Raw genomic sequence first — 21,916 nt, forward strand, 5'->3', positions numbered from 1 at the left:
AAAGAGTGCGGCATCGCTGCCGCGTTCGATCTTGGTTTCCCGCCGCCCGCTCCCCCGAGGGGTCCGCGGCCGGCCGGGGTCCGTCTCATGCGGATCCGTTCACTTGGCTTTATTTCTCGCTTGTTCTGCTTCTCAGTATCCGGTTTTCAAGGTTCTCGCGGACCCGCTTGCGGGCCCTCCGCTCGGCATCTTGCCGTTTGCGGGAGGGTTTGTTTTCCCTATCGCCTTTCGGCGATTCGCGCTTCCCTCAAACGCGGGAGTTGTATATTACCGGTAAGTTCTAAGTAACGCAATGGTAAATTTCGAATTTGCGGCATATTTTGGGCGGTAATTTGCAAAACCCCAGGTCACGGATTATCAAGTTGTGAACTTTGCACACAACTGGCCCGCAACCCCATCTGGGCCGTGCAAAACGCTCTTATCCGGAAGCGCCCGCGCCCGCGCCCTCTCCCTGCCCCCGGCCCATTCCGTTCCCAGACCCCGCAGAGGCTCCCTGCCCGAACCGTCCCCCGCCGGATGGCCCATGGCCTTCGCCTTTGCCACCGGAGGTCGTCTCTTCATCGGGGTGGGAGCACGCTTCGATGCGGTCGCGAAGCTCGCGCATGCTCATCTTCGAGCACGCTTCGAGCGTAACGCTAGGATCGTACTCCATCAGTTCGAGAGCCGCGCGGTACCGGCCGACCCCCATGCCCGCGTCGGCTGCCGCCTCTCGTTCGCCTTCGCTGACGACGGCGCAGGTGCCCGCGCACGGCAGCGCCGCCAACTGGGCATCGCTTTCAGCTCGAAGGCTCTCGGCTTGCTGGCTGTCGTCCGAGGTGACGCTGACTTCGACAAAGGACGTCTCCTGCACGTAGGGAGCGAAGCCCTCGCTTTCCGTCAGCGCTTTGAGCGCCGCATCGTACGGACGATTCTCGAGCGAGACCGAATCCAAGACGGCACGACCGTCCTCGTTGAGCGCTTCCGCTTCCACGACCAGCCCGAATCGGTTGACGGAAAGCTCGATGGACGGGTTGACGTCTATGCCCACGTACGCCGTAGGCTCCGTGTACAGGCGGTATCCGCTCAGGCACACGACCGCCAGCACGAGGCACGCCGCAAGAGCCGCCACCCTGCGGACGCCATGAGCCCGGAAGCGGGAGCGCGGCGAAGGCGCTTTTTCGAAAGACTGCGCCACCGGCGCGGAAACGGAAGCCTCGGCGGCGCAGCGAGCCGCCTCTATGCAGGCAAGCGTTTGGCTCTTCACGGATTCAGGAGCCTTGACCTCGTCGAAGGCCTCTCGAACGCGCTGATCGAGATCGCTCATGACAAGACCTCCTTCAACTGCTGCTTGCCGCGCGCGATCCACGAGTAGACGGTGTTGACGGGCGCGTCGACCATGCGGGCGATTTCAGGCGCGGTGTATCCTTCATAGAGCGAGAGGTACAAAGGCGTGCGCGGCGGATCGTCGAGCGACCTCATGGCGTCGGCCACCTCGCTCTCGAAAGAAGCCGGCTGAACCGCAGGATCCGTCGACACGGGATGCGGGGACGTCGCACCGGCATCGAACGAAACGTTGCGACGGGCGGCGGCTTTCAGCATGTCTCTGCATACATTAGCTGACACGCGAATGAGCCAGGCTTTGCGATGCTCCTCGTTCTCGAACGCTGCGTTATCGGCAAGGGCGTACTTCATGAACGTGTCCTGGAATGCGTCCTGGGCATCGGCGTGCGCGCGGAAATAGAGGCCGCACACGCGCCATACGGCGTCGCCGTGAGCCTCTATAGCCCGCTCGATGTCTGCGCCCGGCCTCATCGCGTGAACAAGTCGGCCTTTAGCCGCGCTGGCAACCGGCTCCGCGACCCGGACCGAAGCCCTTGCCCTGGCCCTGTCCTTGGCCCTGACCCTGGCCGTACCCCGCGGAACCGCGGTTGTCGCAGACCCCGTCGCCGTTGGCATCAACGTAGCCGGAACCCGTGCCGCGACCGTCGGCCCAATTGTCGCAGACGCCGTCGCCGTCAGCGTCGACGTAGCCGGAACCCGCGCTGCGACCGTCGGCACGGTTGTCGCAAACCCCGTCCTGATCGGCGTCGACGTAGCCCCCGCGCGCCGCGTTTGCCGCCTGGTCGGCAAGCACGGGCTGCACGCGCGCGCTTTGCCCCAGCCCCATCCAAGCATGGGGCATCGCATTCGCGAACGCGACGGCGGGCACCGCAAGCGCCACCAGCGCGATGACGGCGACGATGGCGATGGTTTTCTTCTTCATGGATCGGTCCTCCTGATTGTTCGTTCGTGCTTCCTTCATATACAACACGAACGAGCGACGGGCATCCTTGCAAGAGTTTTGAAAAAAATGCAACAGAGGCGACCCGAAGGCCGCCTCTGCGATTAGACCAGCTTCACGAACTTGCGCTTGCCCACTTGCAGCACCGCGCCTTCGATTGCAGTCGGCTCCACGTTGTAGGACTTCGGCGGCAATGCTTCGCCGTTCACCTTGACGCCGCCGCCGTCGATCAGGCGCCGAGCCTCGCCGGCGCTCGCCGCCAAGCCGGCATCGGCGATAAGCTTCGCCAGGTACACGAAGCCGTCTTCGTTCGGCGTCAAGTCAGCGGCGTACTCAGGGATATCGTCGGGCACCGCGTGCTGCTTGAACACGAGGTCGAACTGCTCTTCAGCCGCCGTGGCAGCCGCCTGGTCGTAGTACGCTTCCACGATGTTGCGAGCAAGCGCGCGCTTCACCTTATTAGGATGCAGCTCATCGGCAGCCAAGCCGCGCTCGATCGCGTCGATCTCGTCGACCGAGAAGGCGGAGGCCAGACGGTGGTACTTGATCATGAGCTCGTCGGGAATCGACATGACCTTGCCGAACATGTCGGCAGGCTCGTCGGTCAGGCCGATGTAGTTGCCGTAGCTCTTCGACATCTTCTGCACGCCGTCGGTGCCTTCGAGCAGCGGAAGCGTCAGGCACACCTGCGGCTCCATGCCCATCTTCTCCATGAGCTCGCGACCAGCCAACAGGTTGAACAGCTGGTCGGTGCCGCCCAGCTCGACGTCGGCCTTGATGACCACCGAGTCGTAAGCCTGCATGACGGGGTAGAGGAACTCGTGCAGGCTGATGGGCTGGTTGCCCGTGTAGCGGTTATGGAAATCGTCGCGCTCGAGAATACGGGCCACCGTGAAGTTACTGGCCACCTTGAGCAAGCCCTCCATGTTGAGGGAGAGCAGCCATTCGGAGTTGTAGCGCAGCGTGGTCTTCTCGGGATCGAGGATTTTGAACGCCTGGTCAACGTACGTTTGAGCGTTCACCTTGATCTGATCGGACGTGAGCTGCGGACGCGTGGAGTTACGGCCCGACGGATCGCCGATAAGCGCCGTGCCATCGCCGATGATGAGCGTGACGCCGTGACCGAGGTCCTGGAACTGGCGCAGCTTGCGCAGCGGAACCGCATGGCCCAGATGGATATCGGGAGCCGTAGGGTCGACGCCCAGCTTGATGTTGAGCGGCGTGCCGCGCTTGAGCTTTTCGAGCAGCGCGCTTTCCGGCACGATCTTCGCGGTGCCGGAAGCGATGATGTGCAGTTGTTCTTCAGCGGATAGCATCGTTTCCTCTTTCTTTGCCTCTACGTAAGTTGCGATTCTAGCACACATTGGGAAAGCCCGATCGAGCCCGAAGCGCTACGAAACCCCCCGGAACAGATGACCGCTTGTCGTTCCCGGCGTTTTCGCGATTGCGCTGCCGCTTGAGTTGGCGACGTTGCGCGCACGGACGACGCGAGCCACCGCCTGGGTTGTCTGCTCCACGTTCATGAGCGTGGTGTCGACCATGAGCGCGGTCAGACCGGCGCTTATCAAGTCGGGCAGCGCGTGGACCACGTCAAGCTGCACTGCGTTGTACAGGTGAGTGCGCCCGAGGGCATCGGTGACCACGGGGAACTCGAAATCTTTCCGATCGCGCAGGTAATGGGGGCTTTTGCGACGAGGGCACGCATCGCAATCCTGGTCGCACGGACCTTGGCTCATAAGCAGGCAATGCTCGGTCACCATGAGCTCTTGGGAGCCTATCACTGTAAGACCCAGCTCAACAGGGGAATCCTCCGCCAGGTCGGCGATCTGGCCCAAGGTCAGCTCGGGAGACAGCCACACGCGCTGAGCTCCTAGATTGGCGGCCGTGGCAAGCGAAAGCTCGTTCGTCACGGGAATGTGCGGGCCGACTTCCACCTGAGCTCCAAGTTCGACCGCGCGCACAAGCGCTCCCAGGTTTTCAACAAGAACGGGCTTGCCGGGCTTGACGTAGCGCCAAGCGTCGAAGTCGAGCGCCATCTCGCGCGTACCGGGCACAAGGTCATGCTCGATGGTGGGAAGGGCCACGACGGCCTGCTTCGGATAGCCGGCTTGCTCGGCCGTTTGCGATCGCTGGCCGGCAACGACGGCTTCGCCGCGCTTGTAATGCAAAGCGGGCACGTAGATGATATCCGCCCCTGCACGCTTCGCGGCACGAGCGCATGCGGGGTTCGTAGCCCATGCCGCAATGCGAAGCCCCTTCGGCCTGGCCGGCTGCGGGGTTTCGCGCACCGCCACGCGCGGAAGCGCGCGGTTGCAATCGCCTTCGAGCAGCAGGTCGACCAGTTCGTCCAAAGCTGCGGCGCGCACGCGATGCAGCTGGGAGAAGCCCACTCCCACGCCGTCGTCCAAATCGATATCCAGTCGTTCGATCGTAAACGGCGTTTGGCCGAGTCGGTCGATGTGAGCCCGCACGTCGTCTGCGGAAACGGGCTTCGTGCGCGCAGCCTCCACCACTTCGCCTTCCGCAACGGCAAGAGCTTCCGACGCAGCGGACGTGCGCGCGGCAGCCTGAGGCGCAAGCGAGAACTCGACGCGCAGCGGCTCGCCTATCTTCAGCACGGCGCGCCCGACGATCGGCACGCGCGGCTCGAACGCATCATCTTCGAAAGCTGCGGCGGCGCTGCGCACGCGAAACACGCGATCGCCCTTGCCCACCGGACGCTCCGGCGACACGCGCACGTTTCCTTCGCGATCAAGCTCGACGGAATCGAGCGTGTACGCGAAATGGCCTTTGTTCGTCCAAAACTCCAGGACGTCGCCGCGGACGAGCTCGCGCTCGGCGGCAACGGTTGCCACGCCGCCCTTGGCGGAAGCAACGCGCCCGACGAATACGCCTCGATTGTTGGGGCGCCCGTAGCTCATGATGTCATTGCCGCGCTCGCCCTCAAGGTACGCGGTGGTGAAACCGCGCGAGAACGCTTCGGCAAGCGCACGCTGCTCGTCGTCGTTCGCACGAGGGGCCTCCCCCACGCAACCCTGCGCACGCCAGGCGAGCACCCGATCGAGCACGGCCCGATACACGCTGGTGACCGCGAACACGTACTCGGGCGATTTCATGCGGCCCTCGATCTTGAACGAAGCGACGCCCGCCTGCACCAGTTCAGGCAACAAATCCACAGCGCACAGGTCCTGCGGGGAAAGCAGGTGGTCGCCCGGCGAGGGCAGGCTTTTGCGCAGCGCTTTGTTACGCAGCTCGTACGGCAAGCGGCACGCCTGCGCGCACATGCCTCGGTTTGCCGAGCGGCCTCCGATGAGCGACGACATGAAGCACTGGCCCGAATAGCACACGCACAGCGCACCATGTGCGAACGTTTCTACGTCCATGTCGAAGCCATGCGCAACCTCGGCCAAATGCGCGATCTCGGCAAGGGACAGCTCGCGAGCAAGCGTCACGCGACGCGCGCCCAAACGAGCCGCCGCCTCTATGCCCGCAGCGTTATGCGTGTTCATCTGCGTGGAAATATGCAGGCGCGCCTCCGGCAATGCGCGGGACACCTCAGCCGCCACGCCGATATCCTGCACGATGAACGCGTCGGCCCCGGCGCGGTATGCCTGGCGAACCGTCTCGAGCGCGCGGGGCAATTCGGAAGGCAGCACGGCCGTGTTGAACGTCACGTACACGCTGACGCCGCGCAGGTGAGCGTAATCGCACGCCTCGGCGAACGTCTCCATCGTGAAGTTGTCGGCGCCGCGCCGAGCATTGAAAGAGTCGAGTCCGAGGTACACCGCATCGGCGCCGCCGCGAACGGCAGCATGAAGCGCGGCAGCGTTTCCGGCCGGAGCGAGCAGTTCGACATCGTGAAGCATGGCAATCCTTACCTATATATAATGAAATTCAACGGGAGGGCGCTGCGTCAAACCAGACGCGCTGCATCGCGATCCCCCGCCCCTCTGTCACTCAGCGATTCAGCTATAGCGCTATGGTAGTATAGTCGAACGATGAAAATACGCCGAAAACAGCGTGAAAAGCGCACCCATGCGGTGCAATGGCTGCTTCTTCTGACCACAGCGGCCCTGTGCTTCGTCGCCTTCTGGGGCGTACGAGGAATGCTCAACGTCATGAACCAGTGGACGGAAGATCTCCCATCCATCGAAGACACCGACTTCACCAGCCACGCGCAGGAATCCGTCATGTTCGCCGACGACGGTCAGACGGTCCTCGCCGAATTCCAGCTGGAAAAGCGCGACCCTATCGAACTGAGCCAAATAAGCCCATACGTCTTAAAAGGCACCGTAGACACGGAAGACGTGCGATTCTACGAACACGACGGCGTTGATTTTCCGGGCATCGCGCGCGCCCTCGTCAACAACCTGCGCGGCGGAAAGCTGGAGGGGGCGTCCACCATCACCCAGCAGCTTGTTCGGAACACCGTGCTGACGCAAGAAGCTCATGAGATTTCTTTCGAACGCAAGATTCGGGAAGCCGAACTGGCCGTCAATCTGGAGAAACGATTCTCCAAGGACGAAATCCTGCTCATGTACCTTAACACCATCAACTACGGAGACGGATGCTACGGCATCGAAGCGGCAGCGCGGAACTACTTTCAAACGTCGGCCGCCGACCTCACGCTCACCCAAGCTGCCACGCTCATCGGCATACCCCAATCCCCCACGTACCTCAATCCCAAGGAGCACCCCGAGGCATGCCTGGAGCGGCGAAACGTCGTGCTCGACCGCATGCTTTCTGCAGGAGACATCACGCGGGACGAGTACGAGGCGGCAACAAGCGCAGAGCTGGGACTCAGCCTTGCTCCGGACGCTCCCGCCGACGGCATCTACGCCTACCATTACTTCACCAGCTATGTGCGAGACCTTCTGCTATCCGAGAACAATCCGTACGGGTGCTCGTACGCGGACCTGTTCAAGGGCGGTTTGACCGTCTACACCTCCATCAACCCGAGCTTGCAAGACAAAGCAGAAGCCGCCTGCAGTGCGCAGCGCGAGCGGATGGATGCCGACCTAGAGGCATCGCTTGTTGCTATCGAAGCGCAAACAGGCCAGGTAAAGGCTATGGTGGGCGGCAGCGATTACGATACGAGCAAGGTGAACCTTGCAACCGGAACGGGCGGATCGGGACGCCAGGCGGGATCGACGTTCAAGGCGTTCACGCTAGCCGCCGCCATCGAGCAGGGCGTATCCCCGCAAACGCTCGTGGACTGCACGTCCCCCATGACGCATGTCATTGACGGGCAGAGCCACGAGTTCGAGAACTTCGACGGCTACAACTACGGGATTCGCAGCATCCAGAGCGCCACCGCCATCTCCTCGAACACCGGCTACCTGCGCCTTTCGGAAGCCATCGGGCAATCGTCCACCACCGAGATGGCTGCCCGCTTGGGGGTCGCATCGCCGATGACCACCGTGTATTCCACAACGCTGGGCGCCGCCGACGTTACGCCCCTTGACATGGCAACCGCCTACGCAACGCTGGCGTCGGGCGGGATCAAGCGCGCCCCTGTGGTGGTGACGAAAATCCTCGACCGCAACGGTCAGGTGATATACGAAGCTCCCGACACGAGCGAACGCGTGCTGGACGAACGCGTGACGGCAGCAACCACGAAAGTGCTGCGCACCGTATTCGAGACCGGCGAGGGCACCGCGAACAATGCGCGGCTCTACAGCGGCCAACCCGTTGCCGGAAAGACCGGCACTTCGAGCGACTTCGCCGACCATTGGCTGGTCGGCTACACGCCCGCCCTCTCGGTATCCACCTGGATCGGCAATCCGGCAGGCGCCATCGCAACCGATCGGGGCATCACCTGCAACGCGCTTTGGAAAGACTTCATGGACCGCGCGACCGAGGGGCAGGCTATCGAGCACTTCGTCTCGATGCAAGATCCTGCGTACAACAACCCGTACAACACCGCCCAGAAGAACAAGCTTGAGTCGCAGTTGAACAAGGACGAGGACGACAAGGACGATCGGCGCGATCTGCGCTCGGCCCCCAGCACCGTAGGACGCACGCTTTCGGAAGCCGCATCCATCCTCGAGGGCTACCCTGCAGGCTATCTCGAAGAGTATTCCGACACCGTGCCCGCAGGCATCGTCATAAGCCAAAGCGTACGAGACGGGCAAGTAGTCATCATCGTGTCGCTTGGACCTAAACCTTAGAACGGCGAAGCGCCGCAAGGACAATACAAGACGGGGTCAACGGCTTGCGTTCCGACCTGCGGTCGAAAACGGGCCGTTGACCCCGTCTCTTGCTTGGTTCCTTTTGCTTAGTTCTTTTCCGATGCCTTGTTGTCGCCCGACTGCAGCTTGCCGATGCCGTCATCGTACTGCTGCTTGATCTGCGCGACGCGGTCCGCGTACGTAGACCAATCGAAAGGCTGGGCTTCCGTTGCGCTGTCGATTTCGGTGTACAGGTCGATGTACGAGTTCAGCGCATCCTTCAAGCCGTTCGCTCCGTCGACGTATTCCTGCTGGATGTCCTTCAGGTCGTCGGGAACTTCAAGCTTGCCCAGCGAATCGATCGCCTTGAACGCATTGTCGGCCTGAGCGCGCATGCCCACTACGTCGCCGCGCGACACCGCGTCGGTGAAGCTGTCCAGCCTGCTTTTCAGATCCTCCATAACCTGGTTCACCTGGGTCATGTACTGACGGTTCTGGGACTGCTGCTGAGCGGCCGCAGAATCCTGCTGCGCGCAACCGCCCAAAGCGAACACCATGAGCACGCCCGCGAACAAAGCAACGAGCACTCGGGCGGATCTCGATCGTTTCATTATCTACCTGCTTTCCTGCATTGAATCGTCGTTATCGTATCGTAGCGGTTTTCGTCGGTCTTAAAACCGCTACACCGCATACAGCAAATGCTCGTACCCGAACGGTTGCCTGATCCACGCATCTACGCGCATCGAAACAGCGGCGGCCTGGGGCTTTGGATCCGGTTTCGGATCAGGCTCCGGGTCGGGTTTCGGATCGGGATCGGGCTTCGGATCGGGCGTGGGCGTAGGGTCGGGGGTAGGATCGGGCGTGGGCGTAGGCTTGGGCTTGGTGTCGCCCGTGCCGGTAGAGGGCTTCTCCTCTTCCTTCGACTCGTCCTCTTCCTTTTCCTTCGTCTCGCTGCCGTAAGCTCCGCCAATATGATACTTGGAATCGGAGTACGACGGCAGGTACTTGGGATCGCTGGCCGTCGGGAACTTCTCGGCCGGCTGACCTTCGAGCACCTGGTCCATGAAGTTGGCGAATACGTCCCCTGCGCTTACGCTCACGGGGATTTCCTCCACGTTGGAAGGATCGCCGAACCAGATAGCCACCGACAGCTGCGGGGTGATGCCGCAGAACGTGATGTCCTTGTAATCGCTCGACGTACCGGTTTTCGCAGCTACTTCCTGGCCGTTCGCCAACCGAGCGTTACCGCCCGTGCCCTCAGGATCGGTAACCACGGTCTTCATCACATCGGTTGTTGCCTTCGCCACTTCAGGAGACATGACGCGCTCGCCTCCAGGAGCCGAGTTGTCGGCAATGATATTGCCGTTCTTGTCGGAAATCCGCAAGATAGGCTGCGCATCGTACTTCGTACCGCCGTTCGCGATGGGAGCATACGACTTCGCCAAGTCGAGAACCGTCACGTTTTGCTGGCCCAGCGTCAGCGAACCTACCGGGTTCAGCGGCGAGGTGATGCCCATGTTCTTCGCAGTGTTGATAACCTTGTCGATGCCGACCGCCATCTCCAAGCGCACAAAGCCTGTGTTCGATGACTTCGCAAACGCCTTCTGCATGGAGATGTTGCCGAAGCTTTGATTGTTGATGTTGTTCAGCGGGTTGCTCGCAGGATAGCCGGCATCAGGTATAACGGCCGGAGACGTGCAGTCCACCATGGTCTTCGGATTGATCCCCGCCTCGAGCGCCGCAATGAGCGTAAACGTCTTGAACGTGGAACCGCAGGGGCGACCGGGATTCGTCGGGTTCGTGCCCTTGCCCGTTGCGAGGTTCAATTCGCTGTCACCACGACCCCCTACCAGCGCCTTCACATGACCGGTGTTGGGATCGACGGCAACCAAAGCCCCTTGGATCGTGCCGCCGAGCCTCTGCTCCTTCTCCTCGATGGCGGCTTCGGCGGCCTGCTGCGCAGACACGTCGAGCGTCGTGACGATGGTAAGGCCGCCGGCGAAGATCTCGGCTACGCTGTACGTCTCTTTAAGCTTGTCGATGGCGTAGCTGGTGAAGTACTGGTAGGCCAGGATGCCATCGTTCGTGGGTACGGTTTGGTTGAGAATAAGCTCCTCGGCCTTCGCCGCATCGCATTCCTCCTGGGTGATGACCCCGTTCGAAAGCATGCGGTCAAGCACGACGTTGCGTCGAGACACGCAGTTATCCAGGTTGTTGATCGGTTCGTTGTACGTGGGCGACTGGGGAATGCCGACGAGCGCGGCTGATTCCGCCAGCGTCAGGTCGGCCGCGTTCTTCGAGAAGTAGCGCTCCGCCGCAGCCTCGATGCCGTAGGTAGCGTTGCCGTAGTTGATGGTGTTGAGGTACATGAGCAGGATCTGGTCCTTGCTGTACACCTCTTCCAGCTTGACGGACAGGTACATCTCGCGCACCTTGCGCTTGAGCGAGATCTCGGTCATCTCGTCGGACAGGATGGTGTTGCGGACGAACTGCTGCGTGATGGTGGACGCGCCTTCGCGGCCAGAGCCGGTCAACGTCACCACGGCCGCGCGCATGATGCCCCAAAGATCAAAGCCGCCATGCTCGTAGAAGCGCTCGTCCTCGGTGGCAACCGTGCCCTTCACCACGTACGGGCTGATCGCGTCGAGCGAGGAAACCGGGTCGCGGTTCTCCAGCTGCAGCTTCGCCAGCTGCGTGGTCTCGTCGCTCGCGTACATTTCGGACGGATGAGAAACGTTCAGGTCCTCGACCTGCGATACGTCATACGTAGTCAAATCGCCGATCCACGACGTTCCGAGCGCATATATACCTACGCCGCCAGCGGTTACGACGGCAACGAGCACGGTGAATATCACCAAAAGGCCAATGGATGGATGCTTCTTTTTAATGCTCGGCCTGTTTTTTATCGAACGTGAAGCCACGTGACACCTCCCAGAAAACTTCGCCCAATTGTATCATCGGGACATGGCTCCCCATGAATCAACATAAACTTGTTGGAAAAAGGGCATAACGCAAAACGCCCGGTCGGAACGTAAAAGTACCGACCGGGCGGTCATGTTGCCCAGCGTTTTGCGAAGGATGCGCCTTGGAGCGAAACAGCTACAGAGACGCCTCGTCGGCAGCGAGCGCGCTCTTCGCTTGCTCCAGCTGCACCCGCACGGCGCTGCCTCCGGTTCCGCCTTCGGTGATGCGCGCGGAAACGATGCTTGCCAGGTCAAGCTCGTTCACGATATCGTCTTCGAACAGGTCGCTTGCTGCTTTGAAGTCTTCGATCGACAGATCGCTCAGGTCGCATCCGCGCTGTTCGCACGTCAAAACCAAGTGGCCAACCACCGCGTGGGCGTTTCTGAACGGCAAGCCTTTCTTAGCCAGATAATCAGCCACGTCCGTAGCCGCCAGATAGCCCTTCTTCGCTTGAGAGAGCATCGAGGCCGGCTTCACCTCCATGGTCTCGATCATGCCGGCTGCGCACACCAGGCAGTCCTCGAGGGTTTTTGCCGCGTCGATGGCACCTTCCTTGTCTTCCTGGAGGTCCTTGTTGTACGCCAGCGGCAAAGCCTTCATGGTGACGAGCAGCGCGACCAGGTCCCCCACCACGCGACCCGTTTTCCCGCGAATGAGCTCCGCGAAATCAGGGTTCTTCTTCTGCGGCATGATGGACGAGCCCGTAGAAAACGCATCCGAAAGCTCGATGAAATCGAACTCGGAGGTGGACCACAGCACGATCTCTTCGCACAAGCGCGACAGGTGCATGCACGAAACGCTGCACGCGTACGAAAGATCCAGAAGAAAGTCGCGATCGGACACCGCATCGAGAGAATTGGGGATCACGTTCGAAAATCCCAGGTCATCTGCCGTCATTTGCCGATCAAGCGGGTAGGTGGTTCCCGCGAGAGCAGCGGACCCCAGCGGGCTGGCATCCGCTGCGCGACGAGCGGCCGCCAAGCGCTCGAAGTCTCGCGTGAGCATCCATACGTATGCCAGCATGTGATGGGAGAACAGCACGGGCTGCGCATGCTGCAGGTGCGTGTAGCCGGGAAGAATGACGTCGAAGTGTTCCTCCGCCTGCGCGATGAGCGCCTTGCGCAGCATGACGTTCGCCTCCATAAGCTGCGTGCACCGCTGCTTCGCGAACAGGCGCGTGTCGGTTGCCACCTGGTCATTGCGGCTGCGCCCGGTATGCAGGCGGGCGCCCGCGTCCCCTATGTCGGCGATAAGCGCACGCTCTACGGACATGTGAATGTCCTCGTCGTTGATATTGAACTCGAACGTCCCCGCATCGATGCGCGCCTTGATGCGATCAAGGCCGTCGACGATCGCGGCCGCGTCATCATTGGAGATGACGCCCGTTTTCGCGAGCATGCGCGCATGGGCCTGCGATCCTGCTATGTCCTGCGCGTACAGCGCCTTGTCAACCGGCAGCGATGCTCCGAACCGCTGCGTGAACTCGCTCACGTCCTGGGTGAATCTACCCGACCAAAGTGCCATGGTACCGTCCCTTTTATCGTATCGTTTCAGTTCCGCGCGTCGGGCGGGCGTCCGCAACGCCCCGCCCGAACACCTGCGCGCCTACGCCAGCTCGGCTTCGGCGGCGACCACCTGCTTCCAAATGGGGGTCACGTCTTCGTACTTGCCCTTGGTCAAAGGGCCCTCCTGCTTTTCGGCGTCGAACAGCTCGGCCGGAGCGCCTTCCTTCCGGCGATTCGAGGCCCAGGTCTTCGCAGACAGCGTGTTGAGCTGGATGAAGCCCTTGGCGGCCTCGTGATCGAACACATCATCGGCGTCGTAGGTTGCCAGCGCGTAATCGTAAAGCGAATACGAGCTTCTCCGGCCGACCACCGTGCAGGATCCCTTGTAGAACTTGAGCCGAACGGTACCGCACAGGCAACGCTGCGTGTTGAGCAGGAACGCGTCGATGGCTTCCTTGAGGGGCGAGAACCACTGGCCGTTGTACACGCACTTCGCCCACGCCTGCTCCATGCCCAGCTTGAAGTGCAGCACTTCGCGCTCGAGCACCAGGTCTTCGAGCGCTTTGTGCGCCTGAATGAGCGACAGGGCACCTGGCACCTCATAGCACTCCCGGCTCTTCACGCCGACCAGCCGGTTCTCGATCATGTCGATGCGACCGTAGCCGTGCTTTCCCGCAATCTCGTTCAACGCGTATATGATGCCGAGGAAGCTTTTCTGGTTGCCGTCGAGCATGTACGGCAAACCGCGCATGAACTCGATCTCGACGTACTGCGGCTCGTCAGGGGCCTCGACGGGGTCAGCGGTCATGGCATAGATGTCCGCCGGGGGTTCCGCCCACGGGTCTTCGAGCACGCCGCACTCAATTGCCCGGCCCCACAGGTTGTCGTCGATGGAGTACGGGGATTTTTTGGTGGTGGGCACCTCGATGCCATGCTGCTGGGCCCATTCCATTTCCTCGGGGCGGGTCTTCAGATCCCATTCGCGCACCGGGGACAGAATCTCGAGGTCGGGATCGAGCATCGTGATGCTGGCCTCGAAGCGCACTTGATCATTGCCCTTGCCCGTGCAGCCGTGCGCAATGTACTTCGCGCCGAACGCATGGGCTGCGTCCACGAGATGCTTGGATATCAGAGGCCGCGACAAAGCGGAGACCAGCGGGTACTTGTTCTCATACATCGCGTTGGCGGCTAACGCCTTGCTCAGGTACTCCTGAACGAACGTCTGCCGCATGTCCACCACGATACATTCGAGCGCGCCCGATTTGAGCGCTTTCTGCTTGATCTTTTCGAGGCCTTCGTGCTCTTGCCCCACGTCGCCCACCACTGCGATGACGTCGAGGTTCTTTTCCACTTGAAGCCACTTGATGCAGCACGACGTATCCAGCCCGCCCGAATAAGCAAGTACAACTTTATCCTTCTGATCAGCCATGATTATGTGTTCCTTCCTTTGATGGCTTGTACCTGATTTCATGCCCGTTTCGCAATGCAGGTACAGAAAGCCACCCCCTTCAACCGAAAGGAGGTATGCCAAGGAAGGCGTCGAGGAAAATCGAGCGCACGTGATCCGTACATGCACCGCGGCTTTTCGCTGCGGCACAGCCAAGCCGGGCGACTTGGATGCGGGTGCTTATACTAAGCTTGGGGTGAAGGTGGGGAGGAAAAGCGTCTCCCGCAAAAGAAAGTAGACGACTAACGTCGTCGCAGTCGGTCGATGGCGCGCTCAACTTCAACGGCAGCCTCGGGGCTTTCCGCTGCGATCATGATCGTGTTGTCGCCTGCCACTGTTCCCAGAGCACCGCGCAGGCTGGCCTTATCGAGCGCAGCAGAGACGCCGGCAGCTCCGCCGGAAAACGTCTTGACTACGACCATGTTGCCTGCCACGTGTACCTCTTCGACCAATTCGGAAACCATACGCTGGAGTCGCATCTCCTCAGGGAGAACGTAATAGCCCTCGCGCGACTTCACCAGACCCATGTCCATGATGTCGCGGGATATCGTAGCCTGAGTGCACTCATAGCCAGCGGCCTGCAGCTGATTTGCGAGATCTCGCTGCGTCTTGACATTGTGCTCGCGAATGATGTCGCGAATAATGTCATGCCGTTGTTGCCGCTTCCTCATGCCTGCGATACCCTCTGTTCCTCGAGAACGATCACATACAATTCCGCTCATTCATTCTCGCATGAGGTATGCAAAATTGCGAAACACTCAGCGAAAATATGCATTAAATAGTACCTCATAATTCGGCTTTTCTAGCCCAGAATTTCAAAAGTCTCGAAACTTTTCCGGTAAGCGAGCTGCACGCGAATACCACGCACGTGCGTGCAGCCCGCACCGAGGCGCCCCAGGACCGACTCGTCCCAAGACGTGTCTTTTCTAGTACGAACTCAAGATGTCGCGCAAGCGCTCCCCCAGCGTATCGACATCGGCTTCCGTGCATACGAGCGGAGGCAGGAAGCGAAGCGTATGCGGGCCGGTGCAGTTGAGCAGCAACCCCTTGTCAAGCCCCGCGGAAACGACGTCGGACGCGTTCACGTGCTCTTCAAGGTCTGCGGCAACCATCAGCCCCAGGCCGCGCACCTCGACCACGTGCGGAAGCCCTTCGAGCATCGCGCGCAGGTACGCGCCCACCCGCTCGACGTTTTGAGCTGCGCCTTCGCTTGCCAGCGTACTGAGCGTGGCCTCGGCAGCGGCAACCGCCAAACAGCTGCCGCCGAACGTGGATCCGTGATCCCCTGCCCCGAAAGAGGCCGCCACTTCCGCACGGGCAGCGCACATGCCCATGGGAACGCCCGACGCGACGCCCTTCGCAATGGTCACGATATCGGGAACCACGCCGAAGTGCTGGAAGCCGAACGGGTGCGTTCCGCAACGGTAGATGCCGCACTGGATCTCATCGCACATGAACAGGGCGCCGCGCTCTTCGGTAAGGCGACGAACAGCTTGCAGGAATTCCGTCGTGCACGGATGCACGCCGCTTTCCCCCTGAACGCACTCCACCATGACCGCGCAAATCGCATCGCCCTGGCTTGCGAACAAGGCTTCCAGCGCTTCGACGTCGTTGAGAGGGGTTCGCACGAACCCGTCGGGCAAAGGCTGAAACGCCTCCTGCTTCGCAGGCTGGGCCGTTGCCGCCAACGTGGCAAGCGTTCGCCCGTGGAAACTGCGATCGAGCGTGACGATGATGCGCGGTGCGGCCTCGGCGGCGGCATGCGCCGCCGCTTCGTCGGCACCGGAAGCCAAAACGGCAGCGCGGGCGCGCTTCTTCGCATGCAGGCGGGCCAGCTTGAACGCGCACTCGTTCGCCTCGGCGCCCGAATTGGAGAAGAAGCTCTTCCACGGCGCGCGGAGCTCTTCGGGGACGCAAGCGTTCAGAAGGTCGGACACCATGCGCGCCGCTTCCCCGCGATGCTCGATGTAGTAGTAGTTGCTCACGTGAATCAACGACCGGGCCTGCTCTTCGAGCGCCGACACGAGAGCCGGATGGCAATGCCCCAGGCTGACCGCGCCTACGCCGGAGACGAAATCGAGGTACGAACGTCCCTGCGCGTCTTCAACCCGCATGCCCGAACCGCGTACAAGCTCTACAGGCTTGCGCGCATACGTTCCCATGACGAAATCGGATTCCAGCTGCTGTTCTTCTTGAAAGCCCATGATTGCGCTCCTAACCGTTCGACGATACCGCGTTGGCTGCCTGGCGATTCTCCAAAAGCTTGGAAGCGAAGTTACCCAGCGGATGCGAATCGAACGCGCATGCCTCCTCGGTGGAATGCATGGTGGTTCCCACGCCGGTGCTGGTCAAAAGCTCCAGCAGCAAAGAATGCGGAGTTGTCCCGTTCAGGATGTGCGCGCGGAACACGCCGGCATCCAGCGCGTGAATGCAGGACTTGAGCTTGGGTATCATGCCCGTGGACACGATATTGTTCTCAACCATGTACTGCGCCTCGAACAGCGTCAGGTTCGAGATGAGCGAATCTTTATTCTCGAAGTTCTCGTACAGGCCGTCCACGTCGGTGAGGAACACCACCTTGTGCGCGCCGATGGCCGCAGCTATATGACCGGCGACCATGTCGGCGTTCACGTTGTAGAAGCCGCCGTCCTCGCCAAGGGCCACCGAGGCCACCACGGGAATGTAATCAGCGCTTACGAGGTCGTCCAGAAGAGGACGGTTGATGCGCGTGATGCGGCCCACGCGGCCCAGTTCCGGTGAAGCCTGCTCGGCTACGATGACGCCCGCATCGGCGCCGCTCACGCCTACGGCGAAGTTGCCATGCTCGTTCAACGCCTCGACAAGCTCCTGGTTCACCTTGCCCATGAGCACCGTGCGCACCAGGTCCATGGCCTCGGGCGTGGTGACGCGCTGGCCTTCCCGAAACTCCACGGGAAACTGCATGAGGTCCATGGCTTCGGTGATAGCCTTGCCGCCGCCGTGCACGATAACGGGATTCACGCCGACGATCTTCAGCAGCACGATATCGTTCATGACGTCGGCGCGCAGCCGCCCGTCGACCATAGCGGAGCCGCCGTACTTGATGACAACGGTTTTACCTGTAATGTTCTTAATCCACGGCAGCGCCTCGACGAGGACTTCGGCAGCCTTGGTTGATGCGCCCTTGGGGCGTGTATCCTTCGCGTATTTCATGAGCGGTAATCTCCGTTGATCGTAATGTAGTCGTGCGTGAAGTCGCACGTCCAAACCGTAGTTTCCGAATTTCCTGCGCCGAGGTCTACGTCGATGACGATCTCGGCCTCCTCGAACCGGCGCAAAGCCTCGTCCTCATCGAACGCGACGGTCAAGCCGCCCCGGCACACAGGCATGCCCATGATGTCGATTGCAGCGTCTTCCTGGCGAAACGCGGCGCCGCTTTTCCCGATGGCCGCCGCAATGCGGCCCCAGTTGGCGTCGTGACCGAACACGGCCGTCTTGACCAGCGGCGAATTGGCCACGGCGCGGGCCGCCGCGTCAGCATCTTGGTCGGTCGCAGCACCGGACACGTTAACCGTGACCAGACGCGTTGCCCCTTCGCCGTCTGCAGCCATCGCGCGAGCAAGGTTTTGGCAAACCGCATGAAGCGCCTGCTCGAAGCGCGCGAACGCCAAGCCGGACGGATCGAACGACGGCGCGCCCTGCGGTGCAGCCTCGCCGCTTGCGAACAGGAAGCACGAATCGTTCGTCGACGTGTCGGAATCGACCGTCACCTTGTTGAAGCTGACGTCGACCGCGCGAACGAGCGCGTCATGGAGCGCATTGGACGCGATGGGCGCGTCCGTCGTGATGACGGCGATCATCGTGGCCATGTTCGGCATGATCATGCCGGAGCCCTTCGCCATGCCGCCCACCGTGAACGTGCAGCCGTCGTAGCCAACGCCGTCGCCCGAAAACGTGACGGCGGCTTCCTTAGGCCGCGTGTCGGTCGTCATGATGGCGCGAGCCGCCTGGGCGCCGCCTTCCGCTGAAAGCTGGCCGACTGCTTGGGGCAAGCCGGTCCCGAACGGAGCCAGGGGCAGGTGCACGCCGATAACGCCAGTGGAGGCCACCAGCACCTCGTCAGCAGGGCAGCCCACGGCGTCGCCGGCAAGGCGAGCCGTCTCTTCCGCAGCTTCAAGACCAATAGCGCCCGTTGCCGCGTTCGCATTTCCCGAGTTCACCACCACCGCGCGCGCCGTGCCGTAGCCCACGCCGTCGAGGTGTCGGCGCGATACCGTGACCGGAGCCGAGCAGAACACGTTTTTCGTGAATGCGGCGGCGCAGGCGCACGGCTGGTCGGCAGCGACCAGCGCAAGATCCAAGCGACCGACCTCCTTGCGGAAGCCCGCATGCACGCCGGCTGCTCGAAATCCGCGCGCGGACGTCACGCCGCCGCCCTCGACCGGCGGAGGCACCGTCGCGCCGAATGGCGCGGAAACCGGGCGCAAAGGCGCCACGGAATCGCCCGTGGCCGATGTCGGCGAATTGGTCTGGTGCGTCATAACAGCCTCTTTCTCGTGAGGGTCGACGGGAATCACACCGGAACGGCAATCGGTTCAAGACCGCAGGTCTGGGGTATTCCCCATACCGCGTTCGCGCACTGCACGGCCTGCCCAGCCGCGCCTTTCGCCAGGTTGTCGATAGCGCATACCGCAATGAGCATACGCGCGCGCTCATTGACGGCAAGCCCGATATGGGCATAGTTCGTGCCCGCGACCGACGATGTCTTGGGCATCAAGCCGGCGTCAAGCACCTGCACGAACGGGGCATCGCGGTAAAACACGCGGTAACGATCGAGGACGGCGGCTGCATCGTCGGCGACATCGGCAGCAAGCGGAATGTTGACGGTCGAAAGCAGTCCCCGGTTGAGTGGCGCAAGGTGCGGCGTGAACACGAGCCGCCCGTCCATGCCAAGGATCTGCTCGATCTCGGGCGTGTGACGATGCGTGGCGACGCCGTACGCCTCCAGGTTCTCGTCCGCAAAGCAGAAGTGCGTACGGGCGGAAGCCTTCTTGCCAGCGCCGGTCACGCCCGAAATAGCATCAACCACCACCGGCGCGCCATCGGCGGCAAGCCCTGCGCGCACCGCAGGCGCAGCCGCAAGCGACGTGGCCGTAGGATAGCAGCCCGCGCACGCGACCAGCACGCCCTTGCCTTCCGCCCGGTCGACAGCCGCACGGGCAAGATCGTCGGGGAACAGCTCAGGCAGGCCGAAAGCAGCCCGCGCAAGCAAGTCGGTCTGCGTATGGGGCGTTGCATACCACTGCTCGTAAACCGCAGGATCCTTCAAACGGAAATCAGCCGAAAGATCGACCACCGTTGCCCCGCGCTCAACAAGGCGCGGCGCCATGGCCATGGCCGCAGTGTGCGGCACGGCAAGAAACACGAGGTCGCATGCGTCGAGCGCAGGATCATCGTGCGTGGAGAACGCAAGATCGGTAGCTCCGGTGAACCCGGGATACTCGGAAGCGACGGACGAGCCGGCCAATTCGTTGGACGTGACCACGCGCAGTTCGAACTCGGGGTGACGTAAAATGAGCCTCGTCAGCTCAATGCCTGCGAATCCGGCCGCTCCAACGATTCCCGTTGCGATCGCCATGTCGATCCCCTCCGTCTTCCGTATGCCCGCACCGCAGGCTCGACGTTTCGGCTCGCTTGTTTTGTGCGGTTGCACAAAACAGAAGCGATTCAATACCGGAGACCATCCTAAAAAAGATCTGGCCGTTTGACAAGCATGGAAATGAAAAGGATACACGAGCAGCAGAGCAGCTGCTCGAAAACACTCCAGCTGCCCTGCTACTTATTCGGCGTGTGGCGGTACGTGGGCACGGCGCTTTCCAGAATGGCCACCGCTTCTTCGTCGCTTTTACCCAAAGCAACCTTCAGCTCATCGAGCTTCGCCGCCACCTCGTTGTAGCTGATGTCCTGACCGGTAGAGATCATGATGGATTGGTTGTCGGTGGGAAGCGTGCTCTCTTCGTCCATCAACAGCTCTTCGTACATCTTCTCGCCTTCGCGCAGGCCCGTGAACACGATTTTGACGTCCACGTCGGGCGTGAGCCCCTGCAGCTGAATAAGGCCCTTCGCCAAGTCGACGATCTTGACCGGCTCCCCCATATCAAGAATGAAGATCTCGCCGCCATGGGCCATGCCGCCAGCCTGGATGACCAGACGCGAGGCTTCCGGAATGGTCATGAAGAACCGCTCGATTTCAGGATGCGTGACCGTAACCGGCCCGCCCGCGGCTATCTGGCGCTGGAACACCGGGATGACGCTGCCGTTGCTGCCAAGGACGTTACCGAAACGAACTGCCGAGAAGATGGTCTTCGACGTGCGTGCGTAATACTGGACCACCATTTCGCCCATGCGCTTGGTGGCTCCCATGACGCTGGTGGGGTTCACCGCCTTGTCGGTGGAGATGAAGATGAAGCGGGCGGCGCCGTAAGCATCGGCTGCGCGCACGGTGTTGAGCGTTCCGAACACGTTGTTGCGCAGGGCCTCGCGCGGGCACGACTCCATCAAGGGAACGTGCTTGTGGGCGGCCGCATGAAACACCGCGGCAGGGCGGTACTTCGAGAACACCTCGTCGATGCGCGTTTCTTCGCATACGCTTCCGATTTCGATAACCACTTCGATGTCGTCGTACTCGGACAGCAGCTCGTTGCGCAGCATGTACGCATCGTTTTCGTAAATGTCGAAGATGACGATGCGCGCAGGAGCCACCTTGCACAGCTGACGGCACAACTCGCTGCCGATGGAGCCGCCACCGCCCGTGACAAGCACGGTCTCGCCCGCGATGTAGCCCGACACGGCTCGCGTGTTGAGCACGATCTCCTCGCGGCCGAGCAGGTCGGCCACATCGACGTCGCGCAAGGTGACGTCGCCGATCTCGTCAAGCGAAAGCTCGCGCACGTTCGGCAGCGTGCGCAGCTTGCAATCGGTTTTCGTGCATTCGCCGTAAATGCGCTTGCGCTCCTCGGGCGTCGACGACGGAATGGCCACGACGATCTGCCGGATGTCGTACTTGTCAACCAGCGCAACGATGTCGTCGGTAGTGCCCTCCACCTTCACGCCATGGATGCGGCTGCCTCGCTTGGAGCGGTCGTCGTCGGTGGCCACCAGCGGAATGCCGGGCATGAGCGGATCCATCGAGGCCATGCGGCCGATGGCCAGAGAGCCGGTTTCGCCTGCGCCCACCACGAGCGTCCGGGGGCGATCGCACGTGCGCTGCGCCGAGGCGAGCGCGCGGCCTTTCTGCCGCATGACGCGGAAGAGGAAGCGAATGCCCCCCATGAAGAATATGAGCAGAAAACAGGCCACGAAGAACACGCGTATGGGAAGGCGCACGTCGATGACCCAAAGAAACACGGCACCGCCCAACGTGGAAAGCACCACGGCCAAGACGATCTGGATGGCCTCGTCAACGCTGGCATACTCCCATAAGTTGCTGTAGAGGCGGAACATTCCCAGCACAACAACGTTTATGATGGCCAAGATGCCCAGCATAAAGTAGATCTCGTTGTTAACGAAGACCTCGCCTTCCACATCGGTG

16 protein-coding genes are annotated in these 21,916 nt (G+C 61.6%); 1 reads left to right on the forward strand and 15 read right to left on the reverse strand.

All coding sequences use genetic code 11. The annotated features are described in order from the left end of the window. Positions 1 to 418: 418 nt before the first annotated feature. From ACTQZK_RS08825 to ACTQZK_RS08845, 5 genes are all read right to left on the reverse strand, one after another. Positions 419 to 1,303, reverse strand: a complete 885-nt coding sequence (locus tag ACTQZK_RS08825; RefSeq protein ID WP_441899392.1) for an anti-sigma-I factor RsgI family protein — start codon at positions 1,301 to 1,303, stop codon at positions 419 to 421. Then, entirely contained in the window at positions 1,300 to 1,791 is a 492-nt protein-coding gene (locus ACTQZK_RS08830) for an RNA polymerase sigma factor (RefSeq protein WP_441899393.1), read from the reverse strand. The genes ACTQZK_RS08825 and ACTQZK_RS08830 overlap by 4 nt, the downstream gene beginning before the upstream one ends. Before the next feature lie 19 nt (positions 1,792 to 1,810). After that, complete coding sequence (locus tag ACTQZK_RS08835; RefSeq protein ID WP_441899395.1) at positions 1,811 to 2,242, reverse strand: hypothetical protein; 432 nt, start codon at positions 2,240 to 2,242, stop codon at positions 1,811 to 1,813. Positions 2,243 to 2,364: 122 nt separating this feature from the next. Further along, on the reverse strand, positions 2,365 to 3,576 hold the full coding sequence (gene tyrS / locus ACTQZK_RS08840) for a tyrosine--tRNA ligase (protein WP_441899397.1): 1,212 nt from the start codon (positions 3,574 to 3,576) through the stop codon (positions 2,365 to 2,367). A gap of 75 nt (positions 3,577 to 3,651) precedes the next feature. Further along, positions 3,652 to 6,126: a DUF3656 domain-containing U32 family peptidase gene (locus ACTQZK_RS08845; RefSeq protein WP_441899399.1), complete on the reverse strand. Its 2,475-nt coding sequence runs from the start codon at positions 6,124 to 6,126 to the stop codon at positions 3,652 to 3,654. A gap of 132 nt (positions 6,127 to 6,258) precedes the next feature. Between ACTQZK_RS08845 and ACTQZK_RS08850 the strand changes: the two genes are divergently transcribed. Beyond that, positions 6,259 to 8,430 (forward strand): transglycosylase domain-containing protein, encoded by a 2,172-nt coding sequence (locus ACTQZK_RS08850; protein WP_216528847.1) that lies wholly within the window; start codon positions 6,259 to 6,261, stop codon positions 8,428 to 8,430. Positions 8,431 to 8,537: 107 nt separating this feature from the next. Here ACTQZK_RS08850 and ACTQZK_RS08855 read toward each other — a convergent pair whose 3' ends face one another. From ACTQZK_RS08855 to ACTQZK_RS08900, 10 genes are all read right to left on the reverse strand, one after another. Beyond that, a complete protein-coding gene (locus ACTQZK_RS08855) occupies positions 8,538 to 9,041 on the reverse strand; it encodes a hypothetical protein (RefSeq protein ID WP_216528846.1) in 504 nt (167 codons plus the stop codon). A gap of 69 nt (positions 9,042 to 9,110) precedes the next feature. Next, a complete protein-coding gene (locus ACTQZK_RS08860) occupies positions 9,111 to 11,351 on the reverse strand; it encodes a transglycosylase domain-containing protein (RefSeq protein WP_216528845.1) in 2,241 nt (746 codons plus the stop codon). 178 nt (positions 11,352 to 11,529) lie between these two features. After that, entirely contained in the window at positions 11,530 to 12,918 is a 1,389-nt protein-coding gene (gene argH, locus ACTQZK_RS08865; protein ID WP_441899402.1) for an argininosuccinate lyase, read from the reverse strand. An 81-nt stretch (positions 12,919 to 12,999) separates the two neighbouring features. Then, entirely contained in the window at positions 13,000 to 14,328 is a 1,329-nt protein-coding gene (locus ACTQZK_RS08870; protein WP_441899403.1) for an argininosuccinate synthase, read from the reverse strand. Between the two features lie 260 nt (positions 14,329 to 14,588). After that, positions 14,589 to 15,017 (reverse strand): arginine repressor, encoded by a 429-nt coding sequence (locus ACTQZK_RS08875; protein ID WP_009305040.1) that lies wholly within the window; start codon positions 15,015 to 15,017, stop codon positions 14,589 to 14,591. A 255-nt stretch (positions 15,018 to 15,272) separates the two neighbouring features. Then, positions 15,273 to 16,550, reverse strand: coding sequence for an aminotransferase class III-fold pyridoxal phosphate-dependent enzyme (locus ACTQZK_RS08880; RefSeq protein WP_441899405.1), 1,278 nt, complete (start codon positions 16,548 to 16,550; stop codon positions 15,273 to 15,275). A 10-nt stretch (positions 16,551 to 16,560) separates the two neighbouring features. After that, positions 16,561 to 17,538, reverse strand: coding sequence for an acetylglutamate kinase (argB, locus tag ACTQZK_RS08885; RefSeq protein ID WP_114567629.1), 978 nt, complete (start codon positions 17,536 to 17,538; stop codon positions 16,561 to 16,563). Then, the gene (gene argJ, locus ACTQZK_RS08890; protein WP_216528841.1) at positions 17,535 to 18,866 is read right to left on the reverse strand and encodes a bifunctional glutamate N-acetyltransferase/amino-acid acetyltransferase ArgJ; all 1,332 of its coding nucleotides are present in this window, start codon (positions 18,864 to 18,866) and stop codon (positions 17,535 to 17,537) included. The genes argB and argJ overlap by 4 nt, the downstream gene beginning before the upstream one ends. Positions 18,867 to 18,898: 32 nt before the next feature. Continuing rightward, positions 18,899 to 19,963, reverse strand: coding sequence for an N-acetyl-gamma-glutamyl-phosphate reductase (gene argC, locus ACTQZK_RS08895; protein ID WP_114567631.1), 1,065 nt, complete (start codon positions 19,961 to 19,963; stop codon positions 18,899 to 18,901). 197 nt (positions 19,964 to 20,160) lie between these two features. Beyond that, entirely contained in the window at positions 20,161 to 21,870 is a 1,710-nt protein-coding gene (locus tag ACTQZK_RS08900; protein WP_225749519.1) for a polysaccharide biosynthesis protein, read from the reverse strand. Positions 21,871 to 21,916 lie beyond the last annotated feature (46 nt).

It is taken from the genome of Paraeggerthella sp. LCP19S3_G8, assembly GCF_052119225.1.
Taxonomy (GTDB): domain Bacteria; phylum Actinomycetota; class Coriobacteriia; order Coriobacteriales; family Eggerthellaceae; genus Paraeggerthella; species Paraeggerthella hominis.

Excerpts from the sequence above, each read along its gene's own strand:
- ACTQZK_RS08825 (WP_441899392.1), bottom strand. The coding sequence starts at position 1,303 with ATGAGCGATCTCGATCAGCGCGTTCGAGAGGCCTTCGACGAGGTCAAG.
- ACTQZK_RS08830 (WP_441899393.1), bottom strand. The coding sequence starts at position 1,791 with ATGAGGCCGGGCGCAGACATCGAGCGGGCTATAGAGGCTCACGGCGAC.
- ACTQZK_RS08835 (WP_441899395.1), bottom strand. The coding sequence starts at position 2,242 with ATGAAGAAGAAAACCATCGCCATCGTCGCCGTCATCGCGCTGGTGGCG.
- tyrS (WP_441899397.1), bottom strand. The coding sequence starts at position 3,576 with ATGCTATCCGCTGAAGAACAACTGCACATCATCGCTTCCGGCACCGCG.
- ACTQZK_RS08845 (WP_441899399.1), bottom strand. The coding sequence starts at position 6,126 with ATGCTTCACGATGTCGAACTGCTCGCTCCGGCCGGAAACGCTGCCGCG.
- ACTQZK_RS08850 (WP_216528847.1), top strand. The coding sequence starts at position 6,259 with ATGAAAATACGCCGAAAACAGCGTGAAAAGCGCACCCATGCGGTGCAA.
- ACTQZK_RS08855 (WP_216528846.1), bottom strand. The coding sequence starts at position 9,041 with ATGAAACGATCGAGATCCGCCCGAGTGCTCGTTGCTTTGTTCGCGGGC.
- argH (WP_441899402.1), bottom strand. The coding sequence starts at position 12,918 with ATGGCACTTTGGTCGGGTAGATTCACCCAGGACGTGAGCGAGTTCACG.
- ACTQZK_RS08870 (WP_441899403.1), bottom strand. The coding sequence starts at position 14,328 with ATGGCTGATCAGAAGGATAAAGTTGTACTTGCTTATTCGGGCGGGCTG.
- ACTQZK_RS08875 (WP_009305040.1), bottom strand. The coding sequence starts at position 15,017 with ATGAGGAAGCGGCAACAACGGCATGACATTATTCGCGACATCATTCGC.
- ACTQZK_RS08880 (WP_441899405.1), bottom strand. The coding sequence starts at position 16,550 with ATGGGCTTTCAAGAAGAACAGCAGCTGGAATCCGATTTCGTCATGGGA.
- argB (WP_114567629.1), bottom strand. The coding sequence starts at position 17,538 with ATGAAATACGCGAAGGATACACGCCCCAAGGGCGCATCAACCAAGGCT.
- argJ (WP_216528841.1), bottom strand. The coding sequence starts at position 18,866 with ATGACGCACCAGACCAATTCGCCGACATCGGCCACGGGCGATTCCGTG.
- argC (WP_114567631.1), bottom strand. The coding sequence starts at position 19,963 with ATGGCGATCGCAACGGGAATCGTTGGAGCGGCCGGATTCGCAGGCATT.
- ACTQZK_RS08900 (WP_225749519.1), bottom strand. The coding sequence starts at position 21,870 with ATGCTGGGCATCTTGGCCATCATAAACGTTGTTGTGCTGGGAATGTTC.